This window comes from Sphaerospermopsis sp. LEGE 00249, assembly GCF_014299995.1.
GTDB classification, from domain to species: domain Bacteria; phylum Cyanobacteriota; class Cyanobacteriia; order Cyanobacteriales; family Nostocaceae; genus Sphaerospermopsis; species Sphaerospermopsis kisseleviana.
In genome coordinates this window covers 23,471-38,483 of the sequence record NZ_JACJUZ010000007.1, presented here as the reverse complement: position 1 = coordinate 38,483, position 15,013 = coordinate 23,471, and the positions used below count along the sequence as shown (strand labels likewise).

The 15,013-nt window shown below is 40.8% G+C and carries 20 protein-coding genes; 15 read left to right on the top strand and 5 right to left on the bottom strand.

The window, feature by feature from the left end:
- Positions 1 to 27 precede the first annotated feature (27 nt).
- From H5968_RS04175 to H5968_RS04165, 3 genes are all read right to left on the bottom strand, one after another.
- Positions 28 to 426, bottom strand: a complete 399-nt coding sequence (locus H5968_RS04175) for a type II toxin-antitoxin system VapC family toxin (protein WP_187038956.1) — start codon at positions 424 to 426, stop codon at positions 28 to 30.
- Between the two features lie 31 nt (positions 427 to 457).
- The gene (locus H5968_RS04170; protein ID WP_187038909.1) at positions 458 to 754 is read right to left on the bottom strand and encodes a hypothetical protein; all 297 of its coding nucleotides are present in this window, start codon (positions 752 to 754) and stop codon (positions 458 to 460) included.
- A gap of 352 nt (positions 755 to 1,106) precedes the next feature.
- On the bottom strand, positions 1,107 to 2,801 hold the full coding sequence (locus H5968_RS04165; protein ID WP_187038955.1) for an ABC-F family ATP-binding cassette domain-containing protein: 1,695 nt from the start codon (positions 2,799 to 2,801) through the stop codon (positions 1,107 to 1,109).
- 269 nt (positions 2,802 to 3,070) lie between these two features.
- On the opposite strand from H5968_RS04165, the gene H5968_RS25045 reads away from it, so the two are divergent.
- The 3 genes from H5968_RS25045 (at position 3,071) to H5968_RS04155 (ending at position 6,644) form a co-directional block, all read left to right on the top strand.
- Complete coding sequence (locus H5968_RS25045; protein WP_222620550.1) at positions 3,071 to 3,250, top strand: hypothetical protein; 180 nt, start codon at positions 3,071 to 3,073, stop codon at positions 3,248 to 3,250.
- A 347-nt stretch (positions 3,251 to 3,597) separates the two neighbouring features.
- Positions 3,598 to 5,808 (top strand): cation:proton antiporter, encoded by a 2,211-nt coding sequence (locus tag H5968_RS04160; protein WP_187038908.1) that lies wholly within the window; start codon positions 3,598 to 3,600, stop codon positions 5,806 to 5,808.
- Positions 5,809 to 5,879: 71 nt separating this feature from the next.
- The gene (locus tag H5968_RS04155; protein WP_187038907.1) at positions 5,880 to 6,644 is read left to right on the top strand and encodes an AMIN domain-containing protein; all 765 of its coding nucleotides are present in this window, start codon (positions 5,880 to 5,882) and stop codon (positions 6,642 to 6,644) included.
- 122 nt (positions 6,645 to 6,766) lie between these two features.
- Here H5968_RS04155 and H5968_RS04150 read toward each other — a convergent pair whose 3' ends face one another.
- Both H5968_RS04150 and H5968_RS04145 read right to left on the bottom strand, forming a co-directional pair.
- Entirely contained in the window at positions 6,767 to 7,306 is a 540-nt protein-coding gene (locus H5968_RS04150; RefSeq protein WP_096570346.1) for a DUF3172 domain-containing protein, read from the bottom strand.
- A 199-nt stretch (positions 7,307 to 7,505) separates the two neighbouring features.
- Positions 7,506 to 7,982, bottom strand: coding sequence for an NAD(P)H-quinone oxidoreductase subunit N (locus H5968_RS04145; RefSeq protein ID WP_187038906.1), 477 nt, complete (start codon positions 7,980 to 7,982; stop codon positions 7,506 to 7,508).
- An 819-nt stretch (positions 7,983 to 8,801) separates the two neighbouring features.
- On the opposite strand from H5968_RS04145, the gene rplC reads away from it, so the two are divergent.
- The 12 genes from rplC to rplX all read left to right on the top strand — a co-directional run bounded on the left by rplC (position 8,802) and on the right by rplX (position 15,009).
- On the top strand, positions 8,802 to 9,440 hold the full coding sequence (gene rplC, locus H5968_RS04140) for a 50S ribosomal protein L3 (protein WP_096570351.1): 639 nt from the start codon (positions 8,802 to 8,804) through the stop codon (positions 9,438 to 9,440).
- A gap of 59 nt (positions 9,441 to 9,499) precedes the next feature.
- Positions 9,500 to 10,132, top strand: a complete 633-nt coding sequence (rplD, locus tag H5968_RS04135) for a 50S ribosomal protein L4 (RefSeq protein WP_137665975.1) — start codon at positions 9,500 to 9,502, stop codon at positions 10,130 to 10,132.
- Positions 10,125 to 10,439, top strand: coding sequence for a 50S ribosomal protein L23 (locus tag H5968_RS04130; RefSeq protein ID WP_096570355.1), 315 nt, complete (start codon positions 10,125 to 10,127; stop codon positions 10,437 to 10,439). The genes rplD and H5968_RS04130 overlap by 8 nt, the downstream gene beginning before the upstream one ends.
- A 109-nt stretch (positions 10,440 to 10,548) precedes the next feature.
- The gene (gene rplB, locus H5968_RS04125) at positions 10,549 to 11,412 is read left to right on the top strand and encodes a 50S ribosomal protein L2 (protein ID WP_096570357.1); all 864 of its coding nucleotides are present in this window, start codon (positions 10,549 to 10,551) and stop codon (positions 11,410 to 11,412) included.
- Between the two features lie 201 nt (positions 11,413 to 11,613).
- Positions 11,614 to 11,892, top strand: a complete 279-nt coding sequence (gene rpsS, locus H5968_RS04120; RefSeq protein WP_096570360.1) for a 30S ribosomal protein S19 — start codon at positions 11,614 to 11,616, stop codon at positions 11,890 to 11,892.
- Positions 11,893 to 12,043: 151 nt separating this feature from the next.
- Positions 12,044 to 12,406, top strand: coding sequence for a 50S ribosomal protein L22 (rplV, locus tag H5968_RS04115; protein ID WP_096570361.1), 363 nt, complete (start codon positions 12,044 to 12,046; stop codon positions 12,404 to 12,406).
- Between the two features lie 68 nt (positions 12,407 to 12,474).
- Positions 12,475 to 13,227, top strand: coding sequence for a 30S ribosomal protein S3 (gene rpsC / locus H5968_RS04110; RefSeq protein WP_096570363.1), 753 nt, complete (start codon positions 12,475 to 12,477; stop codon positions 13,225 to 13,227).
- A gap of 108 nt (positions 13,228 to 13,335) precedes the next feature.
- Positions 13,336 to 13,761 carry a 50S ribosomal protein L16 gene (rplP, locus tag H5968_RS04105; protein WP_096570365.1) on the top strand — a complete coding sequence of 142 codons (426 nt, stop codon included), beginning with the start codon at positions 13,336 to 13,338 and terminating at the stop codon, positions 13,759 to 13,761.
- Between the two features lie 3 nt (positions 13,762 to 13,764).
- Positions 13,765 to 13,992, top strand: a complete 228-nt coding sequence (rpmC, locus tag H5968_RS04100; protein ID WP_096570367.1) for a 50S ribosomal protein L29 — start codon at positions 13,765 to 13,767, stop codon at positions 13,990 to 13,992.
- Positions 13,993 to 13,998: 6 nt separating this feature from the next.
- Positions 13,999 to 14,250, top strand: a complete 252-nt coding sequence (gene rpsQ, locus H5968_RS04095) for a 30S ribosomal protein S17 (RefSeq protein WP_096570369.1) — start codon at positions 13,999 to 14,001, stop codon at positions 14,248 to 14,250.
- A gap of 43 nt (positions 14,251 to 14,293) precedes the next feature.
- On the top strand, positions 14,294 to 14,662 hold the full coding sequence (gene rplN, locus H5968_RS04090) for a 50S ribosomal protein L14 (protein ID WP_096570371.1): 369 nt from the start codon (positions 14,294 to 14,296) through the stop codon (positions 14,660 to 14,662).
- Positions 14,662 to 15,009, top strand: coding sequence for a 50S ribosomal protein L24 (gene rplX, locus H5968_RS04085; protein WP_096570373.1), 348 nt, complete (start codon positions 14,662 to 14,664; stop codon positions 15,007 to 15,009). Before rplN ends, rplX begins: the two co-directional genes overlap by 1 nt.
- The last annotated feature ends 4 nt before the right edge of the window (positions 15,010 to 15,013 follow it).

Genomic DNA, 15,013 nt, shown 5'->3' with positions numbered 1-15,013 from the left:
AGAGCATTTATTACCTAGCATTTATCCCTACAACCAATTTTCTAAACTTAAACCTTCAACTCTGGTTAAATCACTATCATTAGAAACCACAGTTAAACCTTTAATTATTGCTGTAGCCGCAATTAAAACATCTTCACTTTGAATCGGTAAACCTTTTAATCTTAAATCAGCATGAATTTCCGCAGCTTTTTCTAAAATCGCTAAATCATCTAGAAAAATTATCGGATATTTTTGACAGAATATGTTAAATCTGGCTCTTTGTTTAGGCGAATCAACCGCTAAAAAACCTCTTCTAATTTCAAAATAGGTAATACAACTAATAAAAATATTGTCTTCTTTAGCTTGAGCTAATACAATCTTTTCCAAAATTAGAGAATTTTGTTTGAGGGCTAAAGAAACAATATTAGTATCTAATAAATAATTCATATTTTTTATTTGATTATTTTTATAATATTCTCTATTTTCGTTTAATTGCATCTTCAAAATTTGCCATTTGTTCGGGTGTAAAATCTTCACCAATTTTCGCCAAAATTCTCACAGCCATAATACCATCACAACGTTTTTTTAAACTTGCATCTGAGATATGATTAAATTCATCAAAAGATAAGGTTTTTTCAAAAATTTCCACTAAATCATTCACTATTGCAGCATAATTAAGGTCTTCTTTAAATATGGGATTCTCTTCCATTAAAATAGATACTACTCTCTCAACTCTCTTAATCACGGATTCTTGCTCAATGTTTGTTGATAACATAATATTTGCCTCCTGCTTTCATAATGATATATATATATAGATGTTTACAATTAAAATTTGAGTATGAAATTATTAAGATTTTACCATTTTTAATAATATAGCTCAATTAATCAATTACTATTTTCTAAATTCTGATGCTGACCCATTAAAATTAAGATATATTAATTTATTATACTATCATTATACCATGTTCAATAAAAATTTACATAAGTTATTTTATTTCTGCTTTACAGTATTACGTAATTAGGGGTGTTATATTTTTTGCAGTGTGATTTATTTTGTCTGATTCAGACAAAAAATCCCCAACTTCAAAAAGTCAGGGACTCACAAATACTTGTTTTTAAAAACAAACCTACTTCTTCTTCGCTGCGGATTTTGCTGATTTTGCTGCTTTCTTCGCTACTTTTTCTGCTTCTATTGCAGCTAACTTTGCTTGTTCCTTTTCCTCTTCAATCTTCCGCAAATAATAATGATAATCTCCCAAATAAACCCGAAATTCTCCGTCCCGAATTTCCACAATTTTATTTGCAACTTGGGAGATAAAATAACGGTCGTGAGATACTACAATGGCAGTACCATCATAATTTTGTAATGCTTCCTCCAACATTTCCTTAGCAGGAATATCTAAATGGTTGGTAGGTTCATCTAAAATGATTAAATTAGCAGGTGTTAATAGCATTTTTGCTAATGCTAACCTAGCTTTTTCTCCTCCACTTAAAGCACCCACTTGTTTAAATACTGTATCACCCGCAAATAGAAATCTTCCTAACAAAGTGCGGACTTCTTCATTTTTCCAGTCGGGAACTTCATCATGTATGGTTTCCATGACAGTTTTATTTAAATCTAATGCTTCCGCTTGGTTTTGTTCAAAATAACCAGGGATAACATTATGATCTCCTAGTTTCACAGTTCCTTCTGTGTATGGTTCTACACCCATAATCATTTTCAAAAGTGTAGATTTTCCAGCACCATTGGGACCTAAAAAGGCGATTCTATCACCTCTTTCAATCAACAAATTAGCACCTAAAAACAGAATTTTATCTCCATAAACATGAGTTAAATCTTTGATTTCTACTACTTCTCTACCGCTACGAGGTGCGGGGGGAAAGCGAAAATGTAAGGTTCTAACTCCTGCGGTTGGTGCTTCAATTCTTTCAACTTTTTCTAATTGCTTTTCTCGGCTTTTTGCTTGGGTGCTGCGAGTTGCACTAGCGCGGAATCTATCCACAAATGCTTGTTGTTTTTCTAATTCCTTTTGTTGCCGTTCAAAGGCGCTCAATTGTGCAGATTCATTTTCTGCTTTTTGTTGCAGATATGATGAATAATTACCCAGGTAAGTGCTAGAAATTCCTCTTTCAGTTTCCACAATTTGAGTACAAAGTCGATCCAAAAATTCCCGGTCATGGGAAACTATTACCATTGGTGTCAGTAATTTTTTCAGGTAATTTTCTAACCATTCAATGGTTTCTAAATCTAAATGGTTTGTCGGTTCGTCTAGTAGTAATAAATCTGGTTCTTGCAGGAGAATTTTACCTAAACTCATCCGCATTTGCCAACCACCAGAAAAAGCACTGACTAGGCGATCGCCATCTTCTACTTGAAAGCCCATTTCCGGTAAAATCTTACCAATGCGAGCATCTAAACCATAACCATCCAAGGCTTCAAACTGACGCTGTAATTTATCTAACTTATTAATCAGTTTATCTAATTCCTCTAGGGTGGCGGTTTCCATTTCCCGTTGTACTTCGTGCAAAGCTAACTGAACTGCGTTAGCTTCCTTGAAAACCGTCCAAAATTCTTCATTAACTGTCCGCGTCGGATCAACTTCAAATTCTTGGTTTAGGTAAGCTATGTGTAAACTAGCAGGGCGGATAATTTCCCCAGCAGTGGGTTCTATTTCACCAGAGATAATTTTCAGTTGGGTAGACTTTCCCGCACCGTTAACACCAACCAAACCAATGCGATCGCCTGGTTTCACTTCCCAGTTGATATCCTTTAAAACTTCGCCTGTAGGGTAAATTTTGCTAATGTGTTCCAGTCGCAACATGAAATATCTCTCAGATAGGGGATATAAGGGTAAAGCTAACGCCATACTCAATCTTAACAAAATTTAACGACATATTTACAAGAATTTAGGAGTCAGGAGATTGGCTTCGCCACGCTTCGCGAACAAGGAGTCAGGAGTCGTAGGGGCGAAGTAGGGGCGAAGCATTCGGAAAATAACCTTTTCATAAAATTGATAATTTATCGCCTGAATGCTTCGCCCTTACTTACAGGAAAATAACCTTTTCATAAAATTGATAATTTATCGCCTGAATGCTTCGCCCTTACTTACAGGAAAATAGCCTTTTCATAAAATTGATAATTGGTCGCCCGAATGCTGATGCTTCCAGCACGCTTCGCGAACGCCCGTACAGGAGTCAGGAGTCAGGAGAAAGAATTGATTTTTTGTCAGCATTTAGCCGTCGGTTTTCGTCGGTTTCCGTCAGTACCTGAAATATTTAAATACAAAGAATGAAAAGAAACAGATGCAGATAAAATGCACGCAATTAAAACTTTAGGAAATTAAAACTTCACGAAATTAAAACTTTTCAATTCTTGCTAATGCTGCTATTAGCTGATTACTAATTACTAATTACTAATTACTAATTACTAATTACTAATTATTAATTATTAACTATTGATAGCTCATTACTGACTCCTGACTCCTGACAGCTTTTTCTTACTTAACAATAATTTACATCAAAATTAATAGAATACACCTGTATTGTGTCTAACAAGGTTGACATTTTGCCATCCTTTAAAGAATCATCTTAGGGAAACCGAAGAGTCAAGAGGAAACTATGCACACAGTTATTCTCGTTCTGGTTGAGGTGTTAATTGTAATTGGAATGTCAAGGTTAGTAGGATTGGCATTTAAATCAATTAAACAACCTTTAGTCATCGGTGAAATTGTCGCCGGTATCATGTTGGGACCATCATTATTGGGTTTCATTGCTCCCCATGCAGCAGCTATACTGTTTCCAGCAGAAACCGTACCTTTCCTGAATGTTTTATCTCAGGTAGGACTAATATTTTTCATGTTTTTGATAGGTTTAGAGCTAAATCCTAAATATCTTAGCGGTAATTTAAAATCAGCGATTATTATTTCCAATATCAGCATAATTGTGCCGTTTTCTCTAGCTGCGATTTTATCTTTGCTGTTGTATCCACTCATTTCTAATGCTAGTGTATCTTTTACCGCCTTCGCCTTATTTTTAGGTGCAGCAATGTCAATCACAGCTTTTCCTGTATTGGCCAGAATTATTACCGAAAATAATTTACAAGGGACAAAATTAGGAACATTAGCTTTAACTTGTGCCGCCGTTGATGATGTAACAGCGTGGTGTATTTTAGCAATAGCGATCGCAGTCGCTCGTAATGGTAGCATCGATCAAAAAGCTATCCTCACCATTGTTGAAAGTATCATCTACATTGGCTTTATGTTCACCGTAGGGCGGTGGTTTCTCAAACATCTTCTTACTCATTATCGCCGCACAGGAAAGTTAAGCCAACTTCTTCTAGCGTTAATTTATATGGGAGTAGTTGCATCTGCTCTCATTACTGAATTTATCGGTATTCACCTGATTTTCGGCGCATTTTTATTAGGTGCAGTCATGCCCAAAAATGCCGAATTAGTCAGAGAATTAGCCGTAAAAACTGAAGATTTCGTCTTAATTTTTCTTCTCCCTGTGTTTTTTGCCTATAGTGGTTTAAAAACCCAAATAGGTTTACTCAACAGTCCACAATTATGGTTACTATGTGCATTAGTTTTAGGAGTAGCCATAGCAGGAAAGTATTTTGGTGCTTACTTCGCCGCCCGTGTCAGTGGGATTAATAAAAGAGAAGCATCAGCCCTGGGTTGGTTAATGAATACTCGCGGTTTAACAGAATTAATTGTTTTAAATATTGGTTTGGAATTAGGAGTAATATCACCTTTGCTATTTACCATGTTGGTAGTGATGGCTTTGGTAACAACATTTATGACATCACCATTATTAGAATGGACCTATCCCAAACAGTTAATCAAATTAGATGTCGTTGAATCAGAACCAAAAAAAGAGACAAATACAAACACAGAAATAATAGACACAATAGAAACAATAGAATCTTTTGTTACTCCATATCGGATTTTAGTACCTGTAGCCAACCCCAGCACCCAAAAAGGTTTAGTGCAATTAGCAGTAGCGATCGCCCTCAACTATCGACAACCTGCTGTGATCAATCCTCTCAGTTTAATCGAATTAGAGGAAGACTACGGTTTTGAAAATACACCCACAGAAGCTAACCGCTTAATTACCGAGCGTCGTCACCAACTAGAAGAATTAATTGATACTCTAGAACCGCCAATCATTCGCTCTTATATCCATCCTATCGTTCGCATATCTAGCAATGTCGCCAGAGAAACAGCCCAAATAGCCCAAATAGAACAACCTGACTTAATACTTGTAGGATGGCATCGTCCAGCCTTTAGTAATAATCGCTTAGGTGGTAGAGTTGGACAAATTCTCAGCACCGCACCAGTAGATGTAGCAGTATTCATAGATAGAGGCGGCGATCGCCTGGAAAATTTGCTAGTTCCCTACTCTGCAAATATCCATGATGACTTAGCCCTGATCCTTGCCCTGCGACTACTCATCAACCGTGATACCTGTATGTTGCAGATTTTACAAGTCTTAACAACAAATCAAACCCAAGATGAATTAAGTTATGAATTAAACGGAATGATTTCCCAACTACCAGCCAATGTACGCGATCGCATAGAAATCAAAACCATCAGCGATCCAGAACCCATGTCAGCCGTACTTGCAGCCTCAGAAAATATTGACTTAACCATTGCTGGTACTAGTCGCGCTTGGGGTATTGAAAGACAAACTTTAGGAAGATACACAGATGAACTTGCTATTCAATGTCGTTCTTCCCTACTTATCACCCGTCGTTATAGTCAAGTTACCTCTCATCTGAGTTCCCTACTACTAGAAACTAGCTACCAAGAAACAATACATAATTCGTAATTCGTAATAGTGCCTCCGGCACGCTGCGCGAACGTAATTCGTAATCACCAATCATCAACAACATCTAAAATATGAAAAGTCTACTCAAAACCAGGCAAGTTTTACCATCCAATCTTTTGAAGATCAGCTTATTGTTATTATCTACAACAATAACCCTAAATACTTGCATTAATCTGGCAATTGCCAATTTACCAAAATCAAAAGTAACACTCAACAAATGGCAACTTAACCCCAAATCCCAACAGCTAGAAATTACCCTTTCCGCAAATACAAAACCAGAGTATTTCTACCTGGATCAACCCCCCCGTCTAGTTGTAGATTTGCCTAACACCCAATTAGGCAATGTCAACACCCAAAAAAGCTATTCTGGAACAATCCAGAAAATTCGCGTTTCCCAATTTAGCCCACACATCACCCGCCTAGTCATTGACTTAAAACCAGGAACTTTTGTCGATGTCAGCAAAGTAAAACTGCAACCCGCTTCCCCAAAAAAACCCACGCGCTGGGTATTACGCCCGATATTCTCCCATCATAACACCACTAACAGCAATCAACCATCTCCATCATCTTTAATGACTCTGCCACCACCAACCACCAACTTACCCACCAACCAACAACCTTTAGTTACAGCACCACCCCTAAATTCTCAAAACCCCTCTCGATTATCCAACTTAACCATCATCCCCGCCAATTCTGCCAACTCTTCAGAAAACACCAATATGATTACAATTCCTAATTCTTCTGCAAATATTCCTAATTCACAGAATTATTCAAATCAAAATTTTAGCGTTCCTATTATCGAATTTGGTCAACCCATACCAACCACTAACTGGTGACTGGTGACTGGTGACTGGGGATACAATGAAAAGATTTTAGATTTTGGATTGTTTTTGTCAACTTCAATCTAAAATCTAAAATCTAAAATTATTCTGCCTCCTGACTCCTTGAACTCCTTCTCCTAGAATCTTTCTGTTTCCTGCGTTGGTGCAACAGCACCCGGTTGAGATAAGAAGAAATTCTGAGCAGATTCGTTTTGATATATACACCTAATATCTGGCTTCTCACTATCCAAGTCACCAGTAAAGCCAAAAGTATTCAGGCGATTTTTACACTCTCTCACCTGATCAGAAGTCACAAGTCTTTTATTTTCTAAAATAGCCCAGTTATTTTGACGGATTACACATCCAGGACGAATACTCGGCTGGGCAACATAGACATTAAAGGGGTTCAGAGTGACAAATAATCTCGCATCCATCACCATCGCACTTGCTCCATACTGCACACAAATTTCCGGGTTTGGTGCTTTAGTATCAATAAATTCACGGGAAGCCACATTGGATGGAGTTAAAGTAGTTGTAGAACTAAATGCAATACCAATCCCAATACCTAAAATCAACACCCCTCCCAAAACGGCAATAGTGGTGAAATTAAAGATAGGAGATTGGAAAATAGAGGGTTTAGTAGTAGTAGCTGACCTAACAGTTGATTTACGTCTCATTTTTGCTTGATCACCTTCACGCCAATTTTGAGGAGAGAGTGGTTTCTTATCTCCGATACAAAAAAGCTAACTAATGCTAACAAAAGTTGGCTTTTTCTTCCTGTTGCACCAGTTCGACTACGCTCACTGAACTCCTAGAAGTGTATTTAGAGTCAGCAGTCAGCCAAAAAACAACTGACCACTGACCATTAACCATTAACTAACTAGCTAACAGAGTTTTTTCCAGTGAAGTCCAACGGAAATAGCGATCGCCACCCCGTTCAATTACCACTTTCACCCGTGGTTCTAACTTCGGCAAGTTCGCTAAATATTCCACTTCCTGATCAGAAAGAATATTGCCCTCAATAATCCACAGCAATAAACCCTTAGACTTAGGTGGTAGTTGTTCCAAATGAGAACTAATCAAAGGTGGTAGATAATACACATCACCCACTGCTGCACCGCTACCAGTGCTTTTTTTACCTAGATGGGGAGGTCTCACACCATGAACTCCCATCAAATAGGCTGCCACATCTCCCAAACCTCTAGCTGTAATATGGAGGTTAACATAGCCCGCAGCCCGTAAACGACGGCGATACCGACCTTCGTGGCCTCCCTCCAACGGAACAAATACACCTAAAGAGCCAAATTTCTCCAAATCCCGGATGAAACCCCTGCCAGTGGTAATTAGTGCCATAGATTTTCGTTTTATTCCACTTAGATATTTCTATTATTTACCTTTGGATGGTAGATTAAGTTAAGTTAAGTTATAGAATTTTATCAAGACTCACCATCAACCCCTCTGAAAAAAATTTTTCCCCATCAACCACTGGACAAACACAACTTAATATATTATATTGTTAGATTGTGACCAAACTGTAAAATCAGATAACTTTCTCAATTAGCAACCTCAAGCCAAAACAGCATCAGTGATTGATGACTGAAAAACAATCTTCCAGCAATATCTGGTAGAAAAGAGCAAGAGACTGGTAAACTAGGAAAGCATTTAGGTCAAAACAAGAAGCTAGAGGCTCATAACCCACAGCCACAACCAAGCTTCAGTCCGAATTCACTCCCGCAGCCCCTAAAACAAGGCAAATCCTCAAACAATAGTTTAAGGTATTAAAAGCAGTAGAGCCTGAACAGCAGTATTCAGGAAATGGATACTGAATGGAAACATCCATTTAAGTCCTACTACCAACGGAGAGTGCCAGAGCAATGGCTTAGACGAAAGCATTGCTGCACAAAAACGCAAAGCAATAGCGTCTTGCATTGATACCAGAAATAATACCTTCCCATAAAAAAGGTAATTATCACTGTTCTGGTGGACAAGAAAGTGAAACAATAGACGGATTCACCTAACAGTAGACAAAAAGTTTGTTGCGTCATCAAAAATTTGCACTGTCAAACGCCAGTCCAAATTTGCGGAGATAGAATCTTCACAATGACGTTAAGAAACTTGTCTCTTAGAAATCCGATTTCCAGGTCAGCAACTAGATAAGGAGAACCAGTTACTGTGTCTGTAGGTATTCTCGGCACCAAGCTGGGCATGACCCAAATCTTTGACGAAGCAGGAGTAGCTATTCCTGTCACCGTAATCAAAGCAGGTCCATGCACTGTCACACAAGTTAAAACAAAACAGACCGACGGTTACTCCGCCATTCAAGTTGGCTATGGCGAAGTTAAACCCAAGGCATTGAATCAACCGAAACTAGGACACTTGGCAAAATCATCAGCCCCAGCATTGCGGCATTTGAACGAGTATCGTACTGATACAGCCAGTGAATATGCTTTAGGACAAGAAATTAAAGCAGATATTTTTAGTGAAGGTCAAATTGTAGACGTAATTGGTACAAGCATCGGTCGCGGTTTTGCCGGCAACCAGAAGCGTAACAACTTCGGACGTGGACCAATGTCACACGGTTCCAAAAACCATAGAGCGCCCGGTTCTATCGGTGCAGGTACAACCCCTGGTCGTGTTTATCCTGGAAAACGGATGGCAGGCAGACTAGGCGGAACTCGCGTTACAATTCGCAAACTGACCGTAGTCAAAGTAGATGCAGAACGCAACCTGATCCTGGTTAAAGGCGCGATTCCTGGCAAACCAGGCGGCTTAGTGAACGTAGTACCCACAAACAAAGTTGGTAATAAATAGTTTTAGTTGATTAGCTGTCAGCATTAACTGGCAACTGACCACTAACAAAGGACACAAACATGGTTGAGAGTGTAGTTAAAAATTGGCAAGGCGAAGAAGTTGGTCAGACCAGCTTCGAGTTGCGAGTTGCCAAAGAAGAAACAGCGGCGCACATAGTACACCGCGCCCTCGTCAGACAAATGACTAATTCTCGCCAAGGTACAGTCAGCACCAAAACCCGTTCAGAAGTACGAGGTGGAGGACGCAAACCTTGGAGACAAAAAGGCACCGGTCGCGCCCGTGCAGGTTCTATTCGTTCACCATTATGGCGTGGTGGTGGTGTGATCTTTGGACCTAAACCCAGAGATTTCAACATCAAACTCAACCGTAAAGAAAGACGTTTAGCACTGAGGACAGCCTTTGTTAGTCGTGCAGAAGATTTAATAGTTGTAGAAGAATTTAGCAACGAACTACAACGCCCCAAGACCAAAGAATTGGTAGCAGCATTAGCCCGTTGGGGAGCAGTCCCAGAGCAAAAAACCTTGTTAATTTTGTCTGAGATCGCGGAAAACGTGAATTTATCAGCCCGCAATGTAGAAAATTTAAAAGTAATTGCAGCTGATCAGTTAAATGTATTTGATTTACTGCACGCCGACAAAATTGTAGTTACATCCTCAGCTTTAACAAAAATTCAGGAGGTCTACAGTGCCTAACTTTGACCCCCGCAACCTACCCGACTTGGTGCGTCGTCCTATTCTCACCGAGAAAGCGACCATCCTCATGGAGCAAAACAAATACACATTTGAAGTAACTCCTAAATCAACCAAGACACAGATTAAAGCGGCAATTGAAGACTTATTTGCAGTCAAAGTGGTTAAGGTTAACACCACCTTACCACCACGTAAAAAACGCCGTGTAGGTAAATTTATCGGCTTCAAGCCTCAGTACAAAAAAGCGATTGTTACCGTCGCCGCTGGGGACGAAGACAAAATCAGACAAGTTCTCTTCCCAGATGTTTAAAAATTGGCGAATGGCGGATCAGGAATTGAGAAAGGTATTGATTACCAATCACCAATCACCAATCACCAATCACCAATCACCAATTACCAATTAGCAAAGCAAATCGTTTATGGGTACTCGTTCTTATCGCCCTTATACCCCCAGTACTCGCCAAGTTACAATCTCCGACTTTGCGGAAATCACCAAAACTGAGCCAGAAAAATCACTAACTGAATCAGTACATCGTGCCAAAGGACGGAATAATCAAGGGCGGATAACCAGCCGTCGTCGGGGAGGCGGACACAAGAAACTATACCGGATTATCGACTTTAAGAGAGATAAACGGAATATAGCAGCTACAGTTACAGCAATTGAATATGATCCTAACCGGAATGCGCGAATCGCCTTAGTCCAGTACGAAGATGGCGAAAAGCGGTATATATTACATCCCAATGGCTTGAAAGTAGGCGCAAAAATTATTGCTGGATCTGAAGCACCTTTTGAAGATGGTAATGCCCTGCCTCTGTCTAACATTCCCTTGGGTACTAACGTTCACAACGTAGAACTGACAGCAGGTAAAGGCGGTCAAATTGTCCGTGCTGCTGGTGCAACAGCCCAAGTTGTGGCTAAAGAAGGTAACTATGTGACATTGAAATTACCTTCTGGTGAAGTTCGCATGATACGTAAAGAATGTTACGCCACCATCGGACAAGTAGGCAACACCGACGCGAGAAACCTCAGTGCTGGTAAAGCCGGACGGAATCGCTGGAAAGGTCGCCGTCCTAAGGTTAGAGGTAGCGTCATGAACCCAGTAGACCACCCACATGGTGGTGGTGAAGGTAGAGCGCCCATTGGTAGATCAGGTCCTGTGACACCTTGGGGTAAACCAGCGTTAGGTGCTAAGACCCGCAAGCGCAAAAAAGCCAGCACTAAATTAATTGTCCGTCGTCGCCGTAAGTCCTCTAAACGGGGTCGTGGCGGTCGTCAGTCTTAGAATTTTAGATTTTAAATTTTGGATTTTAGATTCAGTTAACTTGTGGGCATCTGCAAAATTATGAAAATAACAGAAGTCTTGACAAGTAGCTTGAATCATCCAAAATCCGAAATTATCAATCCAAAATCCGTCTTGAAAAGTTCTGATCGGCGGAAACCGCCGCTCCGACTTTCCGCAAAATCAAAAATCAAAAATTGAACTATGGGTCGTTCTTTAAAAAAAGGTCCTTTCGTTGCTGATCACTTACTCAGCAAAATCGAAAAGCTGAACGAGAAAAACGAAAAGCAAGTCATCAAAACTTGGTCGAGAGCTTCAACAATCATACCCGTTATGGTGGGTCATACCATCGCTGTACACAACGGTAAACAGCACGTCCCCGTATTTGTGAACGAACAAATGGTAGGACATAAGTTGGGAGAATTTGCTCCAACCCGCACCTACAGAGGTCATGGTAAGAGTGATAAAAAATCGGGGAGATAGTCCTTGGTAAAAGGTGACAGGTGACAGGTGACAGAGAAAATGCGGAAGTTAAAGAATAATTGATGCGTGGAATTCTGAACTCCTGATAGCGAAGCGTGGCGTAAGCCATACTCCTGAACTCCTATTCCCACTGACCAAAACAGAGAAAATTATGGCAACTGATACTACAGAAGTTAAAGCGATCGCTCGTTATATCCGCATTTCTCCCTACAAAGTGCGTCGTGTACTGGATCAAATCCGGGGGCGTTCATATCGGGAAGCACTAATCATCCTGGAATTTATGCCCTACCGCGCCTGTGAACCAGTATTAAAGGTGTTAAGAAGTGCGGCCGCTAATGCTGAACACAATGCAGGTTTAGATCGGGCAGAATTGGTAATTACTCAAGCTTATGCTGACCAAGGTCCAGTTTTAAAACGCTTTCAACCCAGAGCGCAAGGAAGAGCTTATCAAATCCGCAAACCGACCTGTCATATTACTGTTGCTGTCGGTGCAGGTGCTACTGCTGCTAAATAAGCAGCCAAATAAGCACTCATACAGCCACAACTAATTGCGTACAGTAAGAAATTTTAGAGGAAGCATTTGTGGGACAGAAAATTCATCCAGTCGGTTTTCGTCTGGGTATTACACAAGAACATCAATCCCGTTGGTTCGCAGTTCCTGACCGTTATCCAGCACTGCTGCAAGAAGACCACAAACTCCGTCAATACATAGAAAAAAAACTGGGAAGAACCGCTCAAAATAACGCTGGTATTTCCGAAATACGTATTGAGCGCAAAGCTGACCAAATCGACTTAGAGTTACGGACAGCTAGACCAGGTGTGGTAGTAGGTCGGGGTGGACAAGGTATAGAATCACTGCGTACCGGACTCCAAGACTTGTTAGGTGGTCAACGGCAAATTCGCATTAACGTTGTGGAAGTGCAAAAAGTTGATGCTGATGCTTATTTAATTGCCGAATACATCGCTCAACAATTAGAACGCCGTGTTTCCTTCCGTCGGGTAGTGCGCCAAGCGATTCAACGCGCCCAAAGAGCCGGAGTACAAGGAATTAAAGTTCAAGTGGGTGGTCGCCTCAATGGTGCGGAAATTGCCCGGACAGAGTGGACTCGTGAAGGTAGAGTACCTTTACATACACTGCGTGCTGACATTGATTATTCCTACTGCACAGCCCAAACAATTTACGGAATTTTGGGTATCAAGGTTTGGGTATTCAAGGGCGAGATTATCCCTGGACAAGAAGAAGCACCACAACCATCAGGAAGGGAGCGCGAACCCCGTCGTCGTGACCAAAAACGCCGTCGCCAACAATTTGAAGACCGTTCAAATGAAGCGTAATAGGTGACAGGTGAGAGGTGACAGGTGACAGTAAAAAGCCAATTACCGATTACCAATTACCGATTACCAATCACCGACTACCGATTACCAATTACCAATTAGCAAACCATGTTAAGTCCTAAAAGAACGAAATTCCGCAAACAACAACGCGGACGCATGGAGGGTCTAGCACACCGTGGCAGTACCCTGAACTTCGGGGATTTTGCTCTGCAAGCCCAAGAGCCATGTTGGATTACTTCCCGGCAAATCGAAGCTTCTCGTCGGGCAATGACTCGTTACATTCGCCGGGGTGGTAAAATCTGGATTCGCATTTTCCCAGATAAACCCGTTACCATGCGTCCTGCAGAAACCCGGATGGGTTCCGGTAAAGGAAATCCCGAATTTTGGGTAGCTGTAGTTAAACCAGGTCGGATTTTGTTTGAAATCGCTGGTGTATCCGAAGAAATAGCTCGTGAAGCTATGAGATTGGCGGCTTATAAGTTGCCCATCAAAACTAAGTTTATTGTGCGCTCTCAACCACAGGAGCAAGAATAGGTTATGGCTCTTCCCAAGATTTCAGAAGCTAGAGAATTAAGTGATGAAAAACTAGCTGAGGAAATAGTCGCTGTTAAGAAACAACTATTTCAATTACGCTTGCAAAAAGCCACTAGACAGCTAGAAAAACCTCACCAGTTTAGACACGCCCGCCATCGCCTAGCTCAACTGTTGACAGTAGAGGGAGAACGGAAACGGGCAGCAAGTCAATCGACTCAAGAAGCAAAGTAGGAGATTATGGCAGTCAAAGAACGAGTTGGCTTGGTAGTGAGCGATAAAATGCAAAAAACCGTGGTTGTCGCTGTAGAAAACCGAGCTCCTCACCCCAAGTACGGCAAAATCGTAGTTCAAACCCGGCGCTATAAGGCTCACGATGAAGATAATAACTGCAAAGTGGGCGATCGCGTGCGGATTCAGGAAACTCGACCCCTGAGCAAAACTAAGCGTTGGCAAGTTACAGAAATCCTTAACGCTAAAGCTACAACATAAATGGTTGTTATAAAATTAACAACTCTAACCGGGAGACTAAGTTGTGATTCAACCCCAAACTTATCTGAATGTCGCAGATAATAGCGGTGCCAAAAAACTCATGTGCATCCGCGTATTAGGCGCAGGTAATCGTCGCTATGGTGGCGTAGGCGATAAAATTATCGCTGTTGTGAAAGAGTCTAACCCCAACATGGCTGTTAAAAAGTCTGATGTTGTGGAAGCAGTAATTGTTCGCACCAAGAAAAGTATTAATCGTGACAGTGGTATGAGCATTCGTTTTGATGATAATGCCGCAGTCATCATCAACAAAGATGGCAATCCCAGAGGTACACGGGTGTTTGGACCAGTGGCACGGGAATTACGCGATAAAAACTTTACCAAAATAGTTTCTCTCGCGCCGGAGGTGCTGTAATGGCAAAGCCAAAACCTAAAGTCTTTCATAAAATGCACGTCAAAACCGGCGACACTGTACAAGTGATAGCTGGTAAAGATAAAGGCAAAGTGGGAGAAGTGATTAAAGCACTACCCCAAGATAGCAAAGTTATTGTTAAAGGTGTCAACATTAAGACCAAGCACGTTAAACCTCAGCAAGAAGGTGAGTCTGGTCAGATTGTTAACCAAGAGTATCCTGTTCATAGTTCCAATGTGATGCTCTACTCCACCAAGCAAAACGTCGCTAGTCGTGTCTGCTACACTTTCACCGCTGAAGGGAAGAAAGTGAGAATGTTGAAAAAAACAGGTGAGATTTTAGATAAATAAGCCT

What these genes read in the sequence shown, in the direction of transcription:
- H5968_RS04175 (WP_187038956.1), bottom strand. Translation starts at nt 426, where the DNA reads ATGAATTATTTATTAGATACTAATATTGTTTCTTTAGCCCTCAAACAA.
- H5968_RS04170 (WP_187038909.1), bottom strand. Translation starts at nt 754, where the DNA reads ATGTTATCAACAAACATTGAGCAAGAATCCGTGATTAAGAGAGTTGAG.
- H5968_RS04165 (WP_187038955.1), bottom strand. Translation starts at nt 2,801, where the DNA reads ATGTTGCGACTGGAACACATTAGCAAAATTTACCCTACAGGCGAAGTT.
- H5968_RS25045 (WP_222620550.1), top strand. Translation starts at nt 3,071, where the DNA reads ATGCTTCGCCCTTACTTACAGGAAAATAGCCTTTTCATAAAATTGATA.
- H5968_RS04160 (WP_187038908.1), top strand. Translation starts at nt 3,598, where the DNA reads ATGCACACAGTTATTCTCGTTCTGGTTGAGGTGTTAATTGTAATTGGA.
- H5968_RS04155 (WP_187038907.1), top strand. Translation starts at nt 5,880, where the DNA reads ATGAAAAGTCTACTCAAAACCAGGCAAGTTTTACCATCCAATCTTTTG.
- H5968_RS04150 (WP_096570346.1), bottom strand. Translation starts at nt 7,306, where the DNA reads ATGAGACGTAAATCAACTGTTAGGTCAGCTACTACTACTAAACCCTCT.
- H5968_RS04145 (WP_187038906.1), bottom strand. Translation starts at nt 7,982, where the DNA reads ATGGCACTAATTACCACTGGCAGGGGTTTCATCCGGGATTTGGAGAAA.
- rplD (WP_137665975.1), top strand. Translation starts at nt 9,500, where the DNA reads ATGGTTGAGAGTGTAGTTAAAAATTGGCAAGGCGAAGAAGTTGGTCAG.
- rplB (WP_096570357.1), top strand. Translation starts at nt 10,549, where the DNA reads ATGGGTACTCGTTCTTATCGCCCTTATACCCCCAGTACTCGCCAAGTT.
- rpsS (WP_096570360.1), top strand. Translation starts at nt 11,614, where the DNA reads ATGGGTCGTTCTTTAAAAAAAGGTCCTTTCGTTGCTGATCACTTACTC.
- rplV (WP_096570361.1), top strand. Translation starts at nt 12,044, where the DNA reads ATGGCAACTGATACTACAGAAGTTAAAGCGATCGCTCGTTATATCCGC.
- rplP (WP_096570365.1), top strand. Translation starts at nt 13,336, where the DNA reads ATGTTAAGTCCTAAAAGAACGAAATTCCGCAAACAACAACGCGGACGC.
- rpmC (WP_096570367.1), top strand. Translation starts at nt 13,765, where the DNA reads ATGGCTCTTCCCAAGATTTCAGAAGCTAGAGAATTAAGTGATGAAAAA.
- rpsQ (WP_096570369.1), top strand. Translation starts at nt 13,999, where the DNA reads ATGGCAGTCAAAGAACGAGTTGGCTTGGTAGTGAGCGATAAAATGCAA.
- rplX (WP_096570373.1), top strand. Translation starts at nt 14,662, where the DNA reads ATGGCAAAGCCAAAACCTAAAGTCTTTCATAAAATGCACGTCAAAACC.